Source organism: Prochlorococcus marinus str. MIT 9107 (genome assembly GCF_000759855.1).
In the GTDB taxonomy this organism is placed as follows: Bacteria; Cyanobacteriota; Cyanobacteriia; order PCC-6307; family Cyanobiaceae; genus Prochlorococcus_A; species Prochlorococcus_A marinus_N.
Window position 1 is genome coordinate 45,562 of sequence record NZ_JNAI01000001.1, and the last position, 19,075, is coordinate 64,636.

General features: G+C 32.0%; 16 protein-coding genes and 1 tRNA gene. 8 read left to right on the plus strand and 9 right to left on the minus strand.

What is annotated here, in order from left to right:
* Nucleotides 1–3 precede the first annotated feature (3 nt).
* Nucleotides 4–333, minus strand: a complete 330-nt coding sequence (locus EU92_RS08430) for a hypothetical protein (protein ID WP_032513607.1) — start codon at nt 331–333, stop codon at nt 4–6.
* Nucleotides 330–2,297 carry a DNA topoisomerase (ATP-hydrolyzing) subunit B gene (gene gyrB, locus EU92_RS08425; RefSeq protein ID WP_032523371.1) on the minus strand — a complete coding sequence of 656 codons (1,968 nt, stop codon included), beginning with the start codon at nt 2,295–2,297 and terminating at the stop codon, nt 330–332. The genes EU92_RS08430 and gyrB overlap by 4 nt, the downstream gene beginning before the upstream one ends.
* Nucleotides 2,298–2,448: 151 nt before the next feature.
* Here gyrB and miaA point away from each other — a divergent pair, with 151 nt between their 5' ends.
* From miaA to cysE, 4 genes are all read left to right on the plus strand, one after another.
* Complete coding sequence (gene miaA / locus EU92_RS08420) at nt 2,449–3,348, plus strand: tRNA (adenosine(37)-N6)-dimethylallyltransferase MiaA (RefSeq protein WP_032513502.1); 900 nt, start codon at nt 2,449–2,451, stop codon at nt 3,346–3,348.
* Between the two features lie 54 nt (nt 3,349–3,402).
* A complete protein-coding gene (gene infC / locus EU92_RS08415; RefSeq protein ID WP_032513503.1) occupies nt 3,403–3,975 on the plus strand; it encodes a translation initiation factor IF-3 in 573 nt (190 codons plus the stop codon).
* A 77-nt stretch (nt 3,976–4,052) separates the two neighbouring features.
* Complete coding sequence (locus EU92_RS08410; protein WP_032513505.1) at nt 4,053–5,027, plus strand: GntR family transcriptional regulator; 975 nt, start codon at nt 4,053–4,055, stop codon at nt 5,025–5,027.
* 6 nt (nt 5,028–5,033) lie between these two features.
* Entirely contained in the window at nt 5,034–5,768 is a 735-nt protein-coding gene (gene cysE / locus EU92_RS08405; RefSeq protein WP_032513506.1) for a serine O-acetyltransferase, read from the plus strand.
* 8 nt (nt 5,769–5,776) lie between these two features.
* Here the strand turns inward: cysE and secA are convergent, their stop codons facing one another.
* On the minus strand, nt 5,777–8,608 hold the full coding sequence (gene secA, locus EU92_RS08400) for a preprotein translocase subunit SecA (RefSeq protein WP_032513508.1): 2,832 nt from the start codon (nt 8,606–8,608) through the stop codon (nt 5,777–5,779).
* Between the two features lie 171 nt (nt 8,609–8,779).
* Here secA and EU92_RS08395 point away from each other — a divergent pair, with 171 nt between their 5' ends.
* Nucleotides 8,780–9,235 carry a GNAT family N-acetyltransferase gene (locus tag EU92_RS08395; RefSeq protein WP_032513509.1) on the plus strand — a complete coding sequence of 152 codons (456 nt, stop codon included), beginning with the start codon at nt 8,780–8,782 and terminating at the stop codon, nt 9,233–9,235.
* Nucleotides 9,236–9,290: 55 nt separating this feature from the next.
* Here EU92_RS08395 and EU92_RS08390 read toward each other — a convergent pair whose 3' ends face one another.
* The 4 genes from EU92_RS08390 to psbZ form a co-directional block, all read right to left on the minus strand.
* Nucleotides 9,291–9,722 carry a nuclear transport factor 2 family protein gene (locus EU92_RS08390; RefSeq protein WP_032513510.1) on the minus strand — a complete coding sequence of 144 codons (432 nt, stop codon included), beginning with the start codon at nt 9,720–9,722 and terminating at the stop codon, nt 9,291–9,293.
* A 45-nt stretch (nt 9,723–9,767) separates the two neighbouring features.
* Nucleotides 9,768–9,839, minus strand: a tRNA-Gly gene (locus tag EU92_RS08385).
* 61 nt (nt 9,840–9,900) lie between these two features.
* Nucleotides 9,901–10,377 carry a 6,7-dimethyl-8-ribityllumazine synthase gene (gene ribH / locus EU92_RS08380; protein ID WP_025893656.1) on the minus strand — a complete coding sequence of 159 codons (477 nt, stop codon included), beginning with the start codon at nt 10,375–10,377 and terminating at the stop codon, nt 9,901–9,903.
* A gap of 50 nt (nt 10,378–10,427) precedes the next feature.
* Nucleotides 10,428–10,625: a photosystem II reaction center protein PsbZ gene (gene psbZ / locus EU92_RS08375; protein ID WP_032513513.1), complete on the minus strand. Its 198-nt coding sequence runs from the start codon at nt 10,623–10,625 to the stop codon at nt 10,428–10,430.
* Between the two features lie 135 nt (nt 10,626–10,760).
* Between psbZ and mutS the strand changes: the two genes are divergently transcribed.
* Nucleotides 10,761–13,502, plus strand: coding sequence for a DNA mismatch repair protein MutS (gene mutS, locus EU92_RS08370; RefSeq protein ID WP_032513514.1), 2,742 nt, complete (start codon nt 10,761–10,763; stop codon nt 13,500–13,502).
* 32 nt (nt 13,503–13,534) lie between these two features.
* Here the strand turns inward: mutS and EU92_RS08365 are convergent, their stop codons facing one another.
* Nucleotides 13,535–14,158, minus strand: a complete 624-nt coding sequence (locus EU92_RS08365) for a precorrin-8X methylmutase (protein WP_032513515.1) — start codon at nt 14,156–14,158, stop codon at nt 13,535–13,537.
* A 59-nt stretch (nt 14,159–14,217) separates the two neighbouring features.
* Here EU92_RS08365 and holA point away from each other — a divergent pair, with 59 nt between their 5' ends.
* Complete coding sequence (holA, locus tag EU92_RS08360) at nt 14,218–15,219, plus strand: DNA polymerase III subunit delta (RefSeq protein ID WP_032513516.1); 1,002 nt, start codon at nt 14,218–14,220, stop codon at nt 15,217–15,219.
* A 39-nt stretch (nt 15,220–15,258) separates the two neighbouring features.
* Entirely contained in the window at nt 15,259–17,019 is a 1,761-nt protein-coding gene (locus EU92_RS08355) for an aspartate kinase (protein WP_032513517.1), read from the plus strand.
* 7 nt (nt 17,020–17,026) lie between these two features.
* Here EU92_RS08355 and uvrB read toward each other — a convergent pair whose 3' ends face one another.
* Nucleotides 17,027–19,066: an excinuclease ABC subunit UvrB gene (gene uvrB / locus EU92_RS08350; protein WP_032513519.1), complete on the minus strand. Its 2,040-nt coding sequence runs from the start codon at nt 19,064–19,066 to the stop codon at nt 17,027–17,029.
* Nucleotides 19,067–19,075: the final 9 nt, after the last annotated feature.

Here is a 19,075-nt window from a genome sequence, read left to right on the forward strand (position 1 = left end):
AATTTACATTTTTATCCAACCTTTTGTGATTTTATTAGGATCTTCGAATATTTTATTGGAAGCCACTTTCACCCTGACCCAAATTTCTCTTTCATTTACTTTCCAATTACGTAATATATTGATTGAAGTTCCTGGGTTAAGAACCATTAGTTTTTTTGCCTCTTGTTGAGGAAAAGAATAAAGAGAGGTATTAGTGGTTATAATAATTTCTTTAGAATTATTGAAAAACTTATATTGATTTAAACTTTTTTGAATTCCACCAGCAGGTAAGGTGATGGGACCAATTAGTGCAAATATAATTAAACAAATATTCTTTAGCAGGTTTTTGATCATATATCTAAAGTTGCCAGATCTAGGTTAGAACTATGAGTTTCAATAAACTCTCTTCTTGGTGCAACTTTATCTCCCATCAATATATTGAATATTCTGTCAGCTTCAAGTGCATCTTCAATTTCAACCCTTTTCATCATCCTAGTCTGAGGATTCATTGTTGTATCCCATAACTGTTTTGGCATCATTTCACCTAATCCTTTAAATCTTTGAATATTATAATTAGCATTTTCACCAAAACCTAAAATTGTATCCTTTAATTGATTCTCGTTATAACAATATTTATGATTTTTACCTCTTTCAACTTTATAAAGAGGAGGACAAGCTATGTATATAAAACCTCTCTCAACAAGTTCTCTTTGATATCTATAAAAAAATGTCAATAATAAAGTTCTAATATGGGCTCCATCAACATCAGCATCTGTCATGATTACAACTCTGTGGTATCTCAAAGAACTAACATCAAACTCTTCTCCCTTAATTCCTAATCCTAGAGCTGTTATTAATGATTGAATTTCGGTATTTTTATATATTTTAGAATCATCAGTTTTTTCGATATTAAGAATTTTACCTCTTAGAGGCAATATAGCCTGAAAATTTCTATCTCTGCCTTGTTTTGCCGAACCTCCCGCAGAATCTCCCTCAACTATATAAATTTCTGATTCCGAAGGATCCCTAGAACTACAATCTGCTAATTTACCAGGCAAAGTTGAACTTTCAAGCACACTTTTTCTTCTGACTAATTCTCTAGCCCTTCTTGCAGCTTCTGCTGCATTAAATGATTGAATTGCTTTTTCAAGAATCAAATCCAAAATTCCTGGATTGAATTCCATATATTTTGTAAGAGCCTCCCCAATAAGGGAATCAACTATTCCTCTTACTTCAGTGTTACCTAATTTTGTTTTTGTCTGTCCTTCAAATTCGGGATCTGGAACTTTAACCGATAAAACTACGGTCAAGCCTTCTCGAATATTTTCGCCAGCTAAATTTTTTTCAATATCTTTTCTTTTGCCTCTCTTTTTTGCAAGATTATTGAAAGTTCTTGTCAAAACAGTTTTTAATCCCTCAATATGAGTACCTCCATCAATAGTTCTAATATTATTTGCAAAACCTAAAATATTATCTGAATATACATCTGAGCACCATTGCATAGCTGCTTCTACATATACGCTTTCTTTCTGTGAATCAACATAAATTATCTCAGGATGAATAGAATCCTTCTCCGAATTCATATACTGAACATATTCTTTAATACCTCCTTGATACAAATAAATTTCTTCCTTAAAAGAACCATCGGATAATTCAGTTCTCTCATCTCTAAAAACAATTTTTACACCACCATTCAGATAAGCTAGTTCTCTTAACCTAGAGGAAAGAAGAGTATATTCAAATTCGATTCCTCCAGAAAAAATCATTTTATCTGGTTTAAAACAAATAGTAGTTCCTTTTTTAAATGGTTTTTGAGACTGCTTTTTAGCTTGCAATTCTCCCTTTGATAACCCTTTTTCAAATCTTTGATTAAACTCACTGCCATCCCTATATACAGTCACATTTACCCATTCGCTTAAAGCATTAACAACAGATATTCCTACTCCATGTAAACCGCCTGAAACTTTATAGCCACCACTTCCAAATTTACCTCCTGCATGAAGAACAGTTAGGACAGTTTCTAATGCACTTTTCCCAGTCCTTGGATGAATATCTGTTGGGATTCCCCTTCCATTATCAGATATTAAAGCTGATCCATCTGCTCGAAGAACTATTTCTATGTGATCACAATGTCCTGCAAGTGCCTCATCAACTGAGTTATCAACAACCTCATAAACTAGATGATGCAAACCTCTTGGGCCTGTAGAACCTATATACATCCCAGGACGTTTACGTACAGGTTCTAAACCTTCTAAAACCTGAATCTGTTCCGCACCATAGTCATTTGAGATTTTATTAGATCTTTTGTCCGCACTCATTTAATATAAAAAAAAAACATTAAACTTTTAAAAAATATTTTAAAAGGTCTTACTATTAAACTTACCACCGCAATAAGAGAAAGGCTCGAAGTCTATGAAAAATTTAATCACTTTAATTATATAGCTAATATATTAATCCTCAAAAATTCATATGTCTTCTTATCTACCTCATGTAATAGTTTTAATTGGACCAACAGCAAGTGGCAAGACAGAATTAGCTATTGAAATTGCAGAATATTTCAAAACTCGTATACATAATATCGATTCAAGACAAATTTATAAGTCTATGGACATTGGAACGGCCAAACCATCTGAAAATCAACAAAAACAAATAAAGCATTTTTTAATAGATATTGAAGAGCCCGTTAATCCAATTAATGTGAAACAATTTCAAGAAATTGCTCAAAAATCAATAAAAACAGAAATCAAACAGAAGAATTTACCTTTTCTTGTTGGAGGAAGCGGGTTATACATGAACTCAATAACAAAAGGGTTGTTTCTTCCAAATATCCCGCCGCAAAATAATTTAAGAGGACAATTAGAGGAACTTGGTCAGAAAAAGTGTTGGGAACTTTTAAAAAATTGTGATCCAATTTCAACAAAGAAAATTAATTTTGCTGATCAGATTAGAACAATAAGAGCTTTAGAAGTTTTTTACGTAACAGGTAAACCTCTGTCAACTCTTCAATTTCAAAAACCACCGAAATGGAAAATACTAGAGCTTGGATTAGATAGAGATAACTTAAAAGAAAGAATTTTACAAAGAACAAAAAGTATGTTTTTATCTGGAATTCTTGAAGAGACAAAACAACTGATTTCTCAATATGGTTCTGATTTACCAATTTTGAAAACTATTGGATACTGCGAAGCTAGGGATGTCATAAACAATCGTTTAGCGATTGATAAAGCGATTGAGTTAACCACTACAAAAACTATACAATTTGCCAAAAGACAAAAAACATGGTTTCGTAATAAAAATAATCCTATTTGGCTTAATAACAAAAACCTGCTAAAAGATGCAATAATTAAAATAGAGTCTTTTTTAGGCTAACTTTATAAATAATAGATTTTGTTCATCATCTAATCAATTTATTAACTAAACTGAATGCCCCCACGCCCACGCTTTGACCGCCGCGCTCCTATTAGAGAGCTCCCAAATATAAATGAAAGAATAAAATACCCTCAACTGAGAGTCGTTGATTCAGATGGTAAACAATTAGGAGTTATAGATAGATTAAAAGCATTAGAAGTAGCCTCTCAAAGAGAACTTGATTTGGTTTTGGTAAGTGAAAAAGCGAATCCACCTGTTTGTAGAATTATGGACTATGGAAAATATAAATTTGAACAAGAAAAGAAAGCAAAAGAAGCAAGAAAAAAATCTCATCAAACAGAAGTTAAAGAAGTAAAAATGAGGTACAAAATTGACAAGCATGATTATGACGTTCGAATAGGCCAAGCTACTAAATTTTTGAAATCAGGAGATAAAGTAAAATGTACTGTAATTTTTAGGGGTAGAGAAATTCAACACTCAAATTTAGCTGAAACACTCCTATTAAAAATGGCTAATGATTTAGAGGAGCAATCAGAAGTACAACAGAAGCCAAAAAGAGAAGGGAGAAACATGATTATGTTTTTAAGCCCTAGAAAAACTCCTCTTATAAAAAAAGAGGCAGAGTGAAAAATTGTTACCAAAAACTATGCCGAATGTTAAAGTGTCACTATAAATAAAAATTAATTTGTCAGGATTTTTTTAAAGTGAGATTCCATATTCATCAAGAAAGTGATATACCTGCATCGACTCAACTATATAATCAAATTTGCTTTGCAATAGCAGCTAGACATTTTCCACCTGGTCACAGGCTTCCAAGTACTAGGCAACTAGCAATGCAAACTGGACTCCATCGCAATACAATAAGTAAAGTTTACAGGCAACTTGAAATAGACGGGGTTGTTGAAGCGATAGCTGGATCAGGTATCTACGTAAGAGATAATCTTACAAAAAGAGACTTAAAAAAAACAATTTCCCCAGGTAAAACGCCATATCAAGAAGCAAAAAAAACTATTGATAACTTCATAAATATTGGATGTACCTTACAAGAAACAAGAGAAATCTTAACTAATGAAATTGATTGGCGTATTAAATGCGGAGCAAGAATTATCGTCAGCACTCCTAGAGAAGATATAGGAGCTTCTATGCTAATAGCAGAAGACCTTTCTCCAACAATTAATGTACCAGTAGAAGTTGTTCCTATGGAAGAATTAGAAAAAGTTTTAAGTAGTTCGAATAATGGGACTATTGTCACAAGCAGATATTTTTTACAGCCCTTAGAAAAAGTTGCCAAACAATATGGAGTGCGAGCTATTACAGTTGACTTGAGCGACTTTCAAAAGGAATTGAAAATTCTCAAAGAATTAAATACTGGAAGTTGTGTAGGTATTGTTAGCATTAGTCCTGGTTTATTAAGGGCAGCAGAAGTTATCATACACAGCATGAGAGGTGGAGAATTAATGTTGATGACAGCAATTTCAGATAATAACAATAGATTACTATCGCTTTTAAAGGCTGCAAGCCATATAGTTTGTGATGGGCCTAGTCTATCAGTTGTGGAAAACACATTATTAAAAAATCGTTCTCAGCTTATAAGGTTACCTCAAATAATATGCGCTAAAAATTATTTGAGTACAGAGACTATAAGTCAATTAAAGAAAGAAATAGGAGTTATTAATTAGACCATAATGCTAAGAACTTTTAAATCCGATATAGAAATTATTAAGGAAAGAGATCCTGCTGCTAGAGGAATATTAGAAATTTTTCTTTGCTACCCAGGCTTTCAATCAATTGTTATTCATAGGTTTACCCATAAATTATGGCAATTAAAAATTCCTTTAATTCCCCGCGTATTAAGTCATTTCAATAGGCTAGTTACAGGCATTGAAATCCATCCTGGAGCCAAAATTGGTAAAAGGGTTTTCATTGATCATGGAATGGGAGTTGTAATTGGAGAAACAGCTGAGATAGGCAATAATTGTCTGCTTTATCAGGGAGTGACATTAGGAGGCACTGGTAAAAGCAATGGGAAAAGACACCCAACCTTAATGGAAAATGTTGTAGTTGGAGCAGGGGCTAAAGTTCTTGGATCCATCACAGTAGGATCTAATACCCGTATTGGTGCTGGTTCAGTTGTTGTACGTAATGTAGAAGGGAACAGTACTGTGGTTGGAATTCCTGGCAGAGTAGTACATCAAAGTGGGGTTAAAGTAAATCCATTAGCTCACTCAGCTTTACCAGATGCAGAAGCTAATGTGATAAAAAATTTAATGGATAGAATAGACTTACTTGAAAATGAAATTCTAAAATTACAAAAAACTCTTCAATGCCTAGCCAACTCAGAATCTATTGATATTTCCAAACTAGGAGAGGCGCAAAACCTCAAAGACAAAGAAATTATAGAATTTCTTGGAGATGATTAAATCTTGCTTTAATTTTTATCATCCACTTCAATTTTAGGTTCAAACATAAACATTGAATAAATAACATTGCGTCTCATATTAGTCATCATTTCAAGGAACATATCATATCCTTCGTTTTTATATTCTATTAAAGGATCTTTTTGCCCATAACCTCGCAATCCAACAGATTCCCTCAAGGAATCCATGGATTGAAGATGTTCACGCCATAAATTATCAATTTGCTGCAAAATAAAAAATCTTTCAGCTTCTCTCATTAATCCTGGACGAATCTTTTCTATTTGCGATTCTTTTAAATCATAAGCAATTCTCAACTGCTCTTGAAGATAATTCTTTAATTCTTCTATTGACAGTAAATTGACATCATCTGCTTTAAGGTCGTCTAATAAATAAATAAATTCTTTGACTTTAGAAATTAATTGATCAATATTCCATTCTTCCGGAGGAAGATCAGGATTAATATAAGCCTCTACAATTTCAGACATTGTTCTTTCTCCATATCCTATTACTTGTCTCTTTAAATCAATTCCTTGCAAGACTCTTATTCTTTCGCCATAAACTGCTTTTCTTTGATTGTTCATTACCTCGTCATATTCAAATACTTGTTTTCTAATATCGTAATAGTAGGTTTCAACTTTCTTTTGAGCACTTTCCAGAGACCTAGTAAGCATTCCTGACTCGATAGGCATATCTTCATCAACCCTAAATGCATTCATTAGATTTGCCACTCTGTCACCTCCAAAAATCCTTAATAAATTATCTTCTAAGGATAAAAAGAATCTGGTGCTTCCAAGATCACCTTGTCTTCCTGATCTACCTCTAAGTTGATTATCCACTCTTCTTGATTCATGTCTCTCAGTACCAATAACATGTAAACCGCCAGCCTCTCTTACTTTTGCTTCTTCATGAATCAAAACTTTTTCATATTCTTTTTTTACATCTGATAAAGATTCTCTCAAACGCTTTATCAAATTATCCTCGGTTGGTGCTTTTTCTGCAGCTGTAGCTATTCTGTCATCTAGCTCCAAGACAGAGAGTTGTCTTTCTCCCCAATTCTTAACAAGTTCATCAGATAAAAGAGAGAGTTTCTTTTCAATTTCTTCATCGAGGTTGCAAGGGAAAAGACTAGTTGAAGAATTTGGAATATTCTTTTTCAAATTTGATCCGAGCTTTGAAGAAAAACCAGCCTTAGTTTTTGAATTTCTTTGTTTAGGGATTGGTGGTTTATGCTCATTAGCAGGCTTTACTAGCAAAGGAATTAAAATTTCTTTTAATTTAAGTCTTGCCATATAGTCACTATTACCGCCAAGAATTATATCTGTACCCCTTCCAGCCATATTAGTCGCGATAGTAACAGCCCCCGCTCTTCCTGCCTGGGCAACAATTTCCGCCTCACGTTCTACGTTCTCTGGTTTAGCATTTAACAAATTATGTGGGATTCTTTCTTCAGATAAAAGTGAACTTAATAACTCACTTTTTTCAACACTTGTTGTACCAACTAAAACAGGTCTGCCATCTCTATGGATTTGTGCAGTTTCTTTAGCAACGGCTTTCCATTTGCCAATCTCTGTTTTGAATACTTGATCAGGCCAATCTTGTCTCTTTCGTATTTGATTTGTTGGTATAACTGTTGATTCTAATTTATAAGTTTTTTCAAATTCAACCTCCTCAGTTTTTGCAGTTCCTGTCATTCCTGCTAGACCAGGATATAAGAGGAAAAAATTCTGATAAGTAATGGATGCTAATGTTTGAGTCTCAGGCTGAATTTTAAGACTCTCTTTTGCTTCTATTGCCTGATGCTGTCCGTCACTCCAACGCCTTCCTGGCATAACCCTGCCAGTAAATTCATCCACAATAACAGCCTCATCATTTTTAATTATGTAATTTACATCTTTAATAAATAATTCTTTGGCTTTTAAAGCGTTGGTTATATAGTGCGCCCAAGGATCTTTGGGATTATATAAATCATTAACTCTCAAATACTCTTCACACTTAGCGAAACCCTGATCAGTTAATATACAACTTCTCTGCTTTTCATCAACTTCATAATCACCTTCTGGATCAATACCATCTTTACTTAATTCTTTTGCTTTAACTAAAGTCAGAGATAATTCTGCAGCTTTTTGATATTTTTCCTGTGGTCTTTCAATTTGACCAGAGATAATTAAAGGCGTTCTAGCTTCATCAATTAATATTGAATCAACCTCGTCAATCACACAGTAATTAAATTTTCTTTGCACTACCTCATTTATATCAGTAGCCATATTATCTCTCAAATAGTCAAATCCTAATTCGGAATTAGTGGCATAAGTTATATCACAATCATAATTTTTCTTTCTCTCAACTGGACTCATATCTTGCTGAATCAAGCCAACTGAAATACCTAAGAAACGATGAACTTGTCCCATCCACTCTGCATCTCTTCTAGCTAAATAATCATTTACAGTAACAACGTGAACACCTTTTCCAGTAAGAGCATTTAAATAACAAGGTAATGTAGCTACAAGAGTTTTTCCCTCTCCGGTCTTCATCTCAGAAATTTGACACTCATGTAAAACCATCCCACCAATTAACTGAACATCAAAATGTCTCATATCAAGGACACGTTTACTTGCTTCTCTAACGATTGCAAAGGCTTTAGGAAGAGATTCATCTAAGAGTTCCTTTTGTTTCTTAAGATCTAATTCTGATGAGATCTTTGATTTAAGATTATGAGTCTCTCTTCTTAACTCATCATCAGTCAATTTAGAAATCTCCTCTTCTAAAAAATTTATCTCTTCAACTATTGGTTGATAGCGCTTTAACTTTCGTGTATTCGGATCTCCTAACAAAAGTTTTAGCATAAGTAACAGTCCAAAAATTTATCTTATTACAAACATTATAAATTAGTGCGTTACAACAGAATGAAGAAAACTTCTATCTCTTTATTTTTTATAAATGATCGACTAAGGTATTTAGATTGAAATTACAAAGATTACCTAGTTATCTGTACTTTTCTAAAACCTTTATAAAAAATGAAAGAAATATCTCTAATCCAGCATTCCAAAGGAGCTTTAGGATTAAGGTTATTTGGATTAGGTCCTAATCTAAGACCGACAAATGGATTAAGTAAGCTTCAAAAATTATTAGATACTAATACTTTCTGGGCAAAAAATAGAACAATTAACGATCTAAAAAAATCTCTTGCAAACAGTGACGTTGTAATAAGTCTTTGGGTTGGGAAAGAAATAGTTGGTTTTGGTAGAGCTTTAACCGATGGGATTTACCGCGGGGTGCTTTGGGATATTGTTATCGATCAGAATCACCAAGGGAAAGGGTTTGGCAAATTAATTGTAAACAATCTTTTATCCTCTAAAAAAGTTAAAAATACAAAGAAGTTATATTTAATGACGACGAATAAAAAATTATTTTATTCTCAATTGGACTTTAAAGAAGTTACTTCTCAAAATTTATTAATTCGTGAAATCTAAAGAACTTTTTATTTAAAAAACTCAAATAATTAAGATACTCAATTTATCAATAAAATCAAGAAACAAACTTACTATAAAGCCACCTTATAAAAGAACCTAAAATAGGAACTGGTCCAAAAGTTGGTCCACAAAAATCAAAATAATCTCTGTGCTCTTTTATTAAGCCATTTTTACTAAATAATAAACGAGTAGTTCCAGGATAAATAAATTCTTTACCCATAATTTTTAAAACCATTGTCCATTCAACAAATCCACAATTTCCACTTATGGAGATCGCATGAGTTTCTAAAAAGACATCATCACATCTTTTAACTAGCTTTTCTTGAGCTTTGATATAAGAATCTAAACCCTCTGTTTCCTGCGTTGGGTCAATAAAAATAACATTATCATTATAAAATTCAGCCCATTTTTGCTTTGTTGGTGCAGATGCACCATAAGGTTTAGTAAATAATTCTCTTAAATCATCTATAGAAATTACTCTTGACATTACAAATTTATAATTATTTTTACTTTAAAAGATACAAACATTAAAAGCGGATGAAGAGATTCGAACTCTCGACATTCTCCTTGGCAAGGAGATGCTCTACCACTGAGCTACATCCGCAGATTATTGACATTTTATATCAAAGAAGGGATCAATGATAGAAATAATTAAATTTTTTCAATTAATTTAAATTTTTAATTAAGGATCCCATCTCAATTGCTTGTAAAGCATAATTCCAACCAAGATTGTTTTTAATCCCTGCTCTTTCTAGAGCCTGCTGCATAGTATCAGTAGTTAAAACTCCAAAAATAATTGGAACATTATTTTCATTTGAAACTTGTGAAATACCTTTGCTAGCCTCAGATATAACTACATCATAGTGGGAAGTTTCACCACGGATCACAGCCCCAAGAGCAATTACAACGTCATAACTCTTTTTTTTCATGAGGGTTTTAGCTGCGATTGGTAATTCGAATGAACCAGGAACCCAAACTATATCTACTTGATTGCTTAATTCAGAAGTATCTAAACCATGTCTTTTTAGACAATCAAGGCAACCAGAAAGTATTTTATTTGTAATTAAATCATTAAATCTTGCTATTACAATGCCTACTTTTAAAGTAGATGCATTAGTAAAAGACCCCTCAAAAATAGCCATTAAATTTTACTTCGATATATTATATAGACTCTCACGAAAAGGTATTAAATTCAAACCAAACCTGCAATAACACCATTAATTAGAACTAGATGGAACCAAACTCCACCAATAATTTCTACTTTTTTGATTTCTGGATTACGACGATCAGAAGGATCGGTTTGAGTTGCATACAAATAAGGTACACCCACCACAAGAATTAAAGATGCGAACAAAAGAGCATTTATAAAGAAAAAGTTAACAGCCTGCATAATTAAAAATTTACATTTATGGGTATTATATTCTCATGAAAATGCTTTTTTTGGTAAAAGTTTACATACTCGTAGTGACTTGTAAGATGCAAAAAAAAAAATTCTACCTAATATCTATTTAGGAATTAAAAAAGTATGCAAGAAGATACGATAATTCAAAAGAATTTATTTGCTATTGAAAATGAAAATAATGAGCAAAAAGAAATAACACAAATTCCAGAAGATTTATCTTGGGAAGATTTAAAAAAAGAATCGCAAAAAAGACCCAGACAAAGAAAAAATTCAACTAATTTAACAAGTAAATTCAAGACTAATTTAATTTCAAATAACAAAAATGTTTGCATTAATGAAGAATCTTATAGTTACAAAACAGTCTCAAAACTGAAATTAACTCCTGTAATGAAGCACTATGTAACTCTAAAAGAGGAAAATAAAGATAGGTTATTGCTTTATAGATTAGGAGATTTTTTTGAATGTTTTTTTGAGGACGCTGTATTAATATCTAACCTTTTAGAAATAACACTGACCAGTAAAGATGCTGGCAAAGAGATTGGTAAAATCCCCATGGCAGGGGTTCCTTATCATGCAATGGAGAGGTACTGTGCTGATTTAATTAAAAAAAATTATTCTGTAGTTATATGCGACCAATTAGAAAAAAGTTCTGGCAATTACGGGACTCCAATTAAAAGAGGAATAACAAGAATCATTACTCCTGGAACTGTAATTGAAGAGGGGATGTTGATAGCAAAGAAAAATAATTGGATTACTGCTATTTACTTATCAGAAGAAAACTCAGATGAATCTTATGAATGGGGTATATCAAAAGCTGATGTAAGCACAGGAGAATTAATAACTTTAGAAGGACAATCTCTGTCAAAACTATTTGATGAAATTATTAAATTAGATTCTTCAGAAATCATTGTGGGCAGCAATGAAGTAAGGAATTTATTAATTAAAGGAAATAGTCAAATTACTTATACTGTTTCTCAAGAGACTAATTTTGGCATTAATGAAGCAAATTATCTAATAAAAAAATATTTCCAAATTGCAACTCTAGAGGGAATAGGGCTTAAAAATTTAAACAATGCAACTAAATCGCTTGGGGGTTTATTAAATTATTTAGAAAAAATTAATCCTTCAAATTTAGATAAAGATTCTTCTGTGAAAATCTCATTAGACTTCCCACAAATTCAATTTGGTCACAACAAATTAATTATTGATTATCAAACTCAAAAAAACTTAGAAATCAAAAATACACAACGAGAAAATAATTATGTAGGTTCGCTACTGTGGAGTATTGATAGGACTTATACTTGCATGGGTGCAAGGTGTTTAAGAAGGTGGCTAGATTCACCACTATTAAACGTTAATGAAATTTATAAAAGACAAAATATAATTACAAACTTTCTTGAATCTAAACAATTACGTATAGATACCCAAAATTTGCTTAGAGCAATGGGCGATTTAGAAAGGCTTGCAGGTAGAGCTTGTGCAGGTCATGCGAGTCCTAGAGACTTAATTGCAATAGCTGAAAGTTTAAAAAAATTACCAAGGCTAAAATCAATTATTGAATTATTTAAATATGATCTACCAGATTGGACTGATCAATTAAAAAATATTGATGAAGGACTCTTAGAATTAGCTGATACTATAAGTTTTAAACTAATAGAGAATCCTCCTCTAAACATAAGTGAAGGAGGCATGATCCACGATGGTGTTGACAATATATTAGATGGTTTACGCAATTTAATGGATGATTACTCTGAATGGCTAAATAAAGAGGAATTAAAAGAAAGGAAAATTAGCAAAATTTCGAATCTAAAAATTCAATTTCACAAAAATTTTGGGTACTACATATCTATAAATAAGTCAAAAGTTAATTTAGCTCCACAACATTGGATCAAAAGGCAAACACTTACTAATGAAGAAAGGTATATCACTTCAGAAATTAAAAATAAAGAAAATAAGATTTTCCAAATAAAAAGTAGAGCTTCATCAAGAGAATATGAAATTTTCTGCGAATTAAGAAATATTGTTGCTGAAAAAACAAAACAAATAAGATCAATCTCAAAATCCATAGCATCTCTTGATGCATTGCTTGGTTTATCAATTACTTCGGTAGAAAACAATTTTATAAAACCTTCATTAATACCAATAAATGATTCATTGACAAAAAATAGTACAACAATTAAGGCAGGAAGAAATCCAATAGTTGAGCAATTGTTAAATGATAAAAAGTTTATAGCGAATGATATTTCTTTTGATGATAATCAAAAATTAATTATATTAACCGGTCCCAATGCAAGCGGAAAAAGTTGCTTTATAAGACAAATTGGTTTAATCCAAATTCTTGCACAAATTGGTAGCTTTGTTCCTGCTAATAATGCTGAAATCAAGATTTCAGATAGGATTTTTACAAGGATTGGGGCAGTTGATGATCAATCATCTGGCCAATCAACATTTATGGTAGAAATGTCTGAAACTGCATCAATTCTAAATCAGGCAACTTCCAGCTCACTAGTTTTACTTGATGAGATAGGTAGAGGGACATCTACTTTTGATGGCCTTTCAATAGCTTGGTCGGTAAGTGAATATCTTGCAAAAAAAATTAAATGCAACACAATTTTTGCTACTCACTATCATGAATTGAATTTTTTAAAAAATTCAAATAAGAATATTGTAAATTTTCAAGTTTTAGTAGAGCAAAATAACGATCAGCTAATTTTTAGTCATAAGATTGCAAAAGGAGGCTCAAACAAAAGCTATGGTATAGAAGCAGCAAAATTAGCAGGAGTTCCTAGAGAAGTTATAGAAAAGGCAAAATCAGTTTTAAATTCTTTAGAAGAAAACAATAAATTAAATCATAATATTGATTAGATTATGGACATTTTCATAAGTATAGATGTTTGTCAAATAGATTCCCTCAATAACGCATTAATCGCAGCAGCTGCCATAGCAGCCCCTCCTCTAGTTGAATTCACAATAATACTAGGAAGATTGGTAGAAATCAGTTTTTTTTTGCTTTTTTCTACTCCTATAAATCCAACTGGCATTCCAATGATTAAACTAGGTAAATCGTTAGTATTCTGTAAAATATCAATTAAATACGATAAAGCTGTTGGCGAGCTGCCAATTACTACAACAGGTGACTTTTTCCCAGAATTTTTAACAGATAACTCCTTCCAACCTTCACTCAATCCATATGCTGTTTTAGTTAATTTTGTGTGATTATTTTCTCCAAACCACATTCTAGCGGTGAACACTTTATTCCTAGTGGTATTTTCTGCCATTGATTTTATAGCTGCTGCAGCCATATCGGTATCAGTTAAAATCGGAGCACCATTTTTAAGAGCCTGAAGCCCCTTCTCACATGCACCTTCACTAAACTCTATAAGATTTTGAACAGAAAAATCTCCCGAAGTATGCACTAATCTCTCTAAAACTTTTTTTTCCAAATCATTTAAATCATTGGCTCCCAAATGAGATCTTATGAATCTGATACTTTCCAAAAAAATCGGATGATCTATTACCATTGAATTTAATTTGTGTTAAAAGTAATCATAGTTAATATAAGATTTTTTATTGAGCGATTATGCCAATACAAATATTATGGGGCAATGATTTAAATGCACAAAATACATTTATCCAAGAATTAATTGAAAAAGAAGTATCCAAAGAATGGAAAGAAATAAACGTAACTAATTTAAATGGAGATGATGATGAGCAAGTAAATAAAGCTTTTGATGAAATTCTTACACCGCCTTTTGGAGACGGATACAGAATTGTTACTTTAAAAAATAATCCAATTTTTACTACAAAAAATGAGTTTTTAAGAATTAAATTTGAAAAAATTCATGGCAATATTCCTACAAAAACTTATTTGATTTTACAAAATACAAAAAAACCTGACTCAAGGCTTAAGAGTACTAAATTCTTACAAAAACTTATCAAAAATAATTTAGCCAAAGAAAAATCATTTTTATTACCAGAAATTTGGGACTATGAAGGACGCAAAAGATTTTTAGAAGATGCAGCAAATGCAATGCATATCAAAATTGATAAAAACGCAGTCGAATTAATTATTGATTCTGTTGGAAATGATAGCTTTAAATTGAAAAATGAATTAGCTAAAGCAAAAACATATCTTTCTGCATTAGCAAGTGATTCGAATTCACAACTTTTTCTAAAAAGTATTGATGTAAAAAAAATATTTAGTGATCATCAATCCAACATTTTCAAAATCATTGATCTTCTCTTACAAAAAAATATTAATGAAAGCCTTATTGAAATAAATTATTCCTTACAGAAAGGAGAACCTGCTTTAAAACTAAATGCAGGTTTAATTAGTCAAATAAGAATTCATACCATTATAAAATTAGCAATTAATTCAGGAAGCGATAATTCAGAAAAGATTTGTAATCTTGCAGGTATTTCCAATCCAAAAAGAATTTTTTTTATTCGAAAAAAAGTAAAAAATATATCGCAAGAATATTTAATTAATTTACTTAGTAAATTATTAGATATTGAATCATTACTAAAACAAGGTAATAATCCTATAAATGTTTTTACCGAGAATTTAATTAATTTAAGTTAACCAAATTTTAAGTTCACGAATTTACATTATGATTTAAATATGGCTTTACTAGTAAAAAAATTTGGCGGTACTTCTGTCGATGATATTAAAAAGCTTCAAGATATTGCAACTAGTATTTGTCAAAGTAAAGAAGCAGGAAATGAAATTGTCGTAGTTGTCTCTGCAATGGGGAAAACTACAGATGATTTAAATTGTTTAGCGGAATCAATAAGTAAAAATCCTAATCGAAGAGAATTGGATATGCTTCTCTCAACTGGAGAGCAAGTAACCATAGCTCTTCTCTCAATGGTATTAAACGAATATGGAGTACCTGCAATTTCAATGACCGGGAGCCAGGTAGGAATTATTACTGAATCTATACATGGGAAAGCAAGAATTCTAGATATTAAAACAGAAAGAATCCAAAATTATGTAAATCAAGGTTTTGTAGTTGTAGTCGCTGGATTTCAAGGAACAACATTAAGCCATACTGGATCAATGGAAATTACAACTTTGGGTAGAGGTGGTTCAGATACATCCGCAGTAGCTTTGTCAACAGCGTTAGGAGCTGAGACTTGCGAAATTTATACAGACGTTCCAGGGGTTCTTACTACTGATCCAAGAATTGTTCCTAATGCAAAACTCTTAGATGAAATTAGTTGTGAAGAAATGCTTGAACTTGCAAGCGTAGGTGCTTCAGTTCTGCATCCAAGAGCTGTAGAAATTGCCCGCAATTATGGAATTAAATTGTGCGTCAAATCTAGCCATAGTGACTCAAGTGGGACTTTCCTAGAAAGTCAAATCCAACCTCTCCCACTGAAAAGAGGAAGTTTAGAATTAACAAAAACAGTAAATAGTCTTGAAGTATTAGAAAACCAAGCAGTATTCAGTCTTTCAAATATTCCTGATAGACCAGGGATTGCAGCACAAATATTTGAAAAGCTATCAGAAGCATGTATCAATGTAGATTTAATAATACAAGCGACAAATGATGGAAATAATAACGATATTACATTTACTGTAAATGAAATAGAAGTTAAAAAGACTGCAGAACAATGTGAACTTATAACTAGTCAATTAGGAGGAGAATACAATCTAAAAACAAACATGACTAAATTAAGTATTCAAGGTGCAGGCATTATGGGTAGACCAAGTGTTTCAGCTGATTTATTTGATACTTTATCTCAAGCAAATATAAATGTCAGGTTAATAGCTACTAGTGAAATTAAGATCAGCTGCGTAATTGAAATTAATAATATCCCAAAAGCTATTAGATTTGTTGCTGAGAAATTTAAATTATCTGATACACAAATATTTGTTAATCCAATCAATGAAAAACAAGATCAACCTGAAGTAAGAGGAATTGCGTTAGATAAAAATCAAGTTCAAGTAAGTTTTCGGAAATTGCCTGATCGTCCAGGTGTTGCAGCATCGATATGCTTAGCATTAGCTGAGAATAATTTACTTTTCGATACTATCGTGCAATCTGAAAGAATTTCTTCTTTAAAAACTAAGGATATTAGTCTTACCATGAATAAGCAAGATAGAGAAAAAGCTAACTTAGTTTTTGAAGCCCTAACAAAGAAATTACCTGGTTCATACATTGAAGATGGCCCTGCAATTGCTAAAGTAAGCACTGTAGGAGCAGGAATGGCATTTAAGGTTGGAACGGCTGGAAAAATATTTAGAGCATTGGCCAACCAAAATATCAATATTGAAATGATTGCCACTAGTGAAATTAGAACTTCTTGTATTGTCCTAGAAAAAGATTGTGACAAAGCAGTTAATGCAATTCATGATCATTTCGAATTAGAGAAATAAGTTTTCTTTAGTTATTTCTTGCCAATTTTTGTCTTAATTTTTTAATTCTATCTCTCAAATTTGCTGCTTCTTCAAAATTTAACTCTTTTGCCGCATCTTTCATTTTAATTTCTAACTTGTCTATTAAGTCAGGCAATTCTTCTAGCAAACACTGATTATCGCTAGCATTCAGAATTACATCAGTTTTGTTATTAACTATATTTATTAAATCTTTAGATAAACCATTAGCATCTAATTTTCTGGAAAGTTCTAGAAAAGATAATATTGAATTTTCTATTTTTTTACCTGCAGGTTTTGGAGTAATACCATTGACCTGATTATATTTTTTTTGAATAGTTCTTCTTCTGTCAGTTTCAGATATTGCTCTTTTCATTGAATCTGTGAAGTTATCTGCATAAAGCAAGGCAACTCCCTCAACATGTCTTGCAGCTCTTCCTATTGTTTGAATCAATGATCTTTCTGCCCTTAAAAAACCTTCTTTATCTGCATCTAAAATAGCGACTAATGATACTTCAGGAAGATCTAGTCCCTCTCTTAATAAATTAACTCCTACCAAAACATCATATTCGCCCATTCTAAGGTCTTGAATAATTTCAATTCTTTCAATTGAATGGATTTCAGAATGCAAATATCTAACTCTTACTTTATTTTCAGCTAAAAAATCAGTTAGATCTTCAGCCATTCTCTTTGTAAGTGTAGTGACTAGCACTCTTTGATTCTTTGCAGCTCTAATTCTTATTTCAGATAAAAGATCTTCTATTTGGCCCTCGCTAGGTCTCACATCAATTACAGGGTCTAATACCCCAGTTGGTCTTATAACTTGCTCAATAAATTCACCATTACATTGATCTAATTCCCATTGACCGGGAGTTGCACTAATAAATAATGTCTGTTTTGATTTTTCCCAAAACTCTTCACATTTTAAAGGTCTATTATCTGCAGCACTTGGCAATCTAAAACCATGATCTATTAACACTTTTTTTCTAGATTGATCACCATTGTACATTGCATGAAGTTGAGGGCATGTTACATGACTCTCATCGACTACCAACAACCAATCTTTAGGAAAGTAATCTATTAAACATTCTGGCGGTGAACCTTCCTCCCTACCTGATAAATGACGAGCATAATTCTCAACTCCATTACAATAACCAACCTCTTTTAGCATTTCTAAATCATATTTTGTGCGTTGTTCAAGACGTTGAGCCTCTAATAATTTTCCTTCATATGTAAATTTATCTAGTTGAGTTTTTAATTCACTTCTAATTGCACTGATTGCACTCTCCAGTCTTTCTTTTGGAGTAACAAAATGCTTTGCTGGGTAAACGCTAACTTGTTCTAAACTTTCAATTATTTCTCCTGTAGTAGGGTCAACATATCTAATAGCCTCGACTTCATCCCCAAATAATTCGATTCTTATTAATCTATCTTCATAAGCTGGACCAATTTCTAAAACATCACCTTTAATTCTGAATCTTCCTCTAGTAATTTCAATATCATTTCTAGTATATTGATTTTCAACGAGCGACCTTAAAGAAGAACGTAGATTTATAGATTTTCCAACTTCAAATTTAACTGCAGCTTTTAAATATTCACTTGGTATACCAAGGCCATAAATACAACTTATAGAGGCTACAACAATTACATCTTTTCTCTCAAATAATGAGCGTGTTGCAGAATGCCTAAGCATATCTATTTCTTCATTAATTGAAGCTGTTTTTGCTATGTACGTATCACTTACAGGGACATAAGCTTCAGGTTGATAATAATCATAGTAGGAAATAAAGTACTCAACAGCATTTTTTGGAAAGAACTCCCTTAATTCATTACATAATTGTGCAGCTAATGTCTTATTATGGGCCAATACAAGAGCTGGCCTTCCTGTTTGATTAATTACATTAGCGATAGTAAATGTTTTACCAGTTCCAGTAGCTCCTAAAAGAGTCTGAAACTCTTTTCCGCTATTAACTCCTCTAACTAATTTTTTTATAGCTTCAGGTTGATCTCCATTTGGTTCGTAAGGAGCTTGAAGCTTATAGTTGTTCATCAAGCTAGT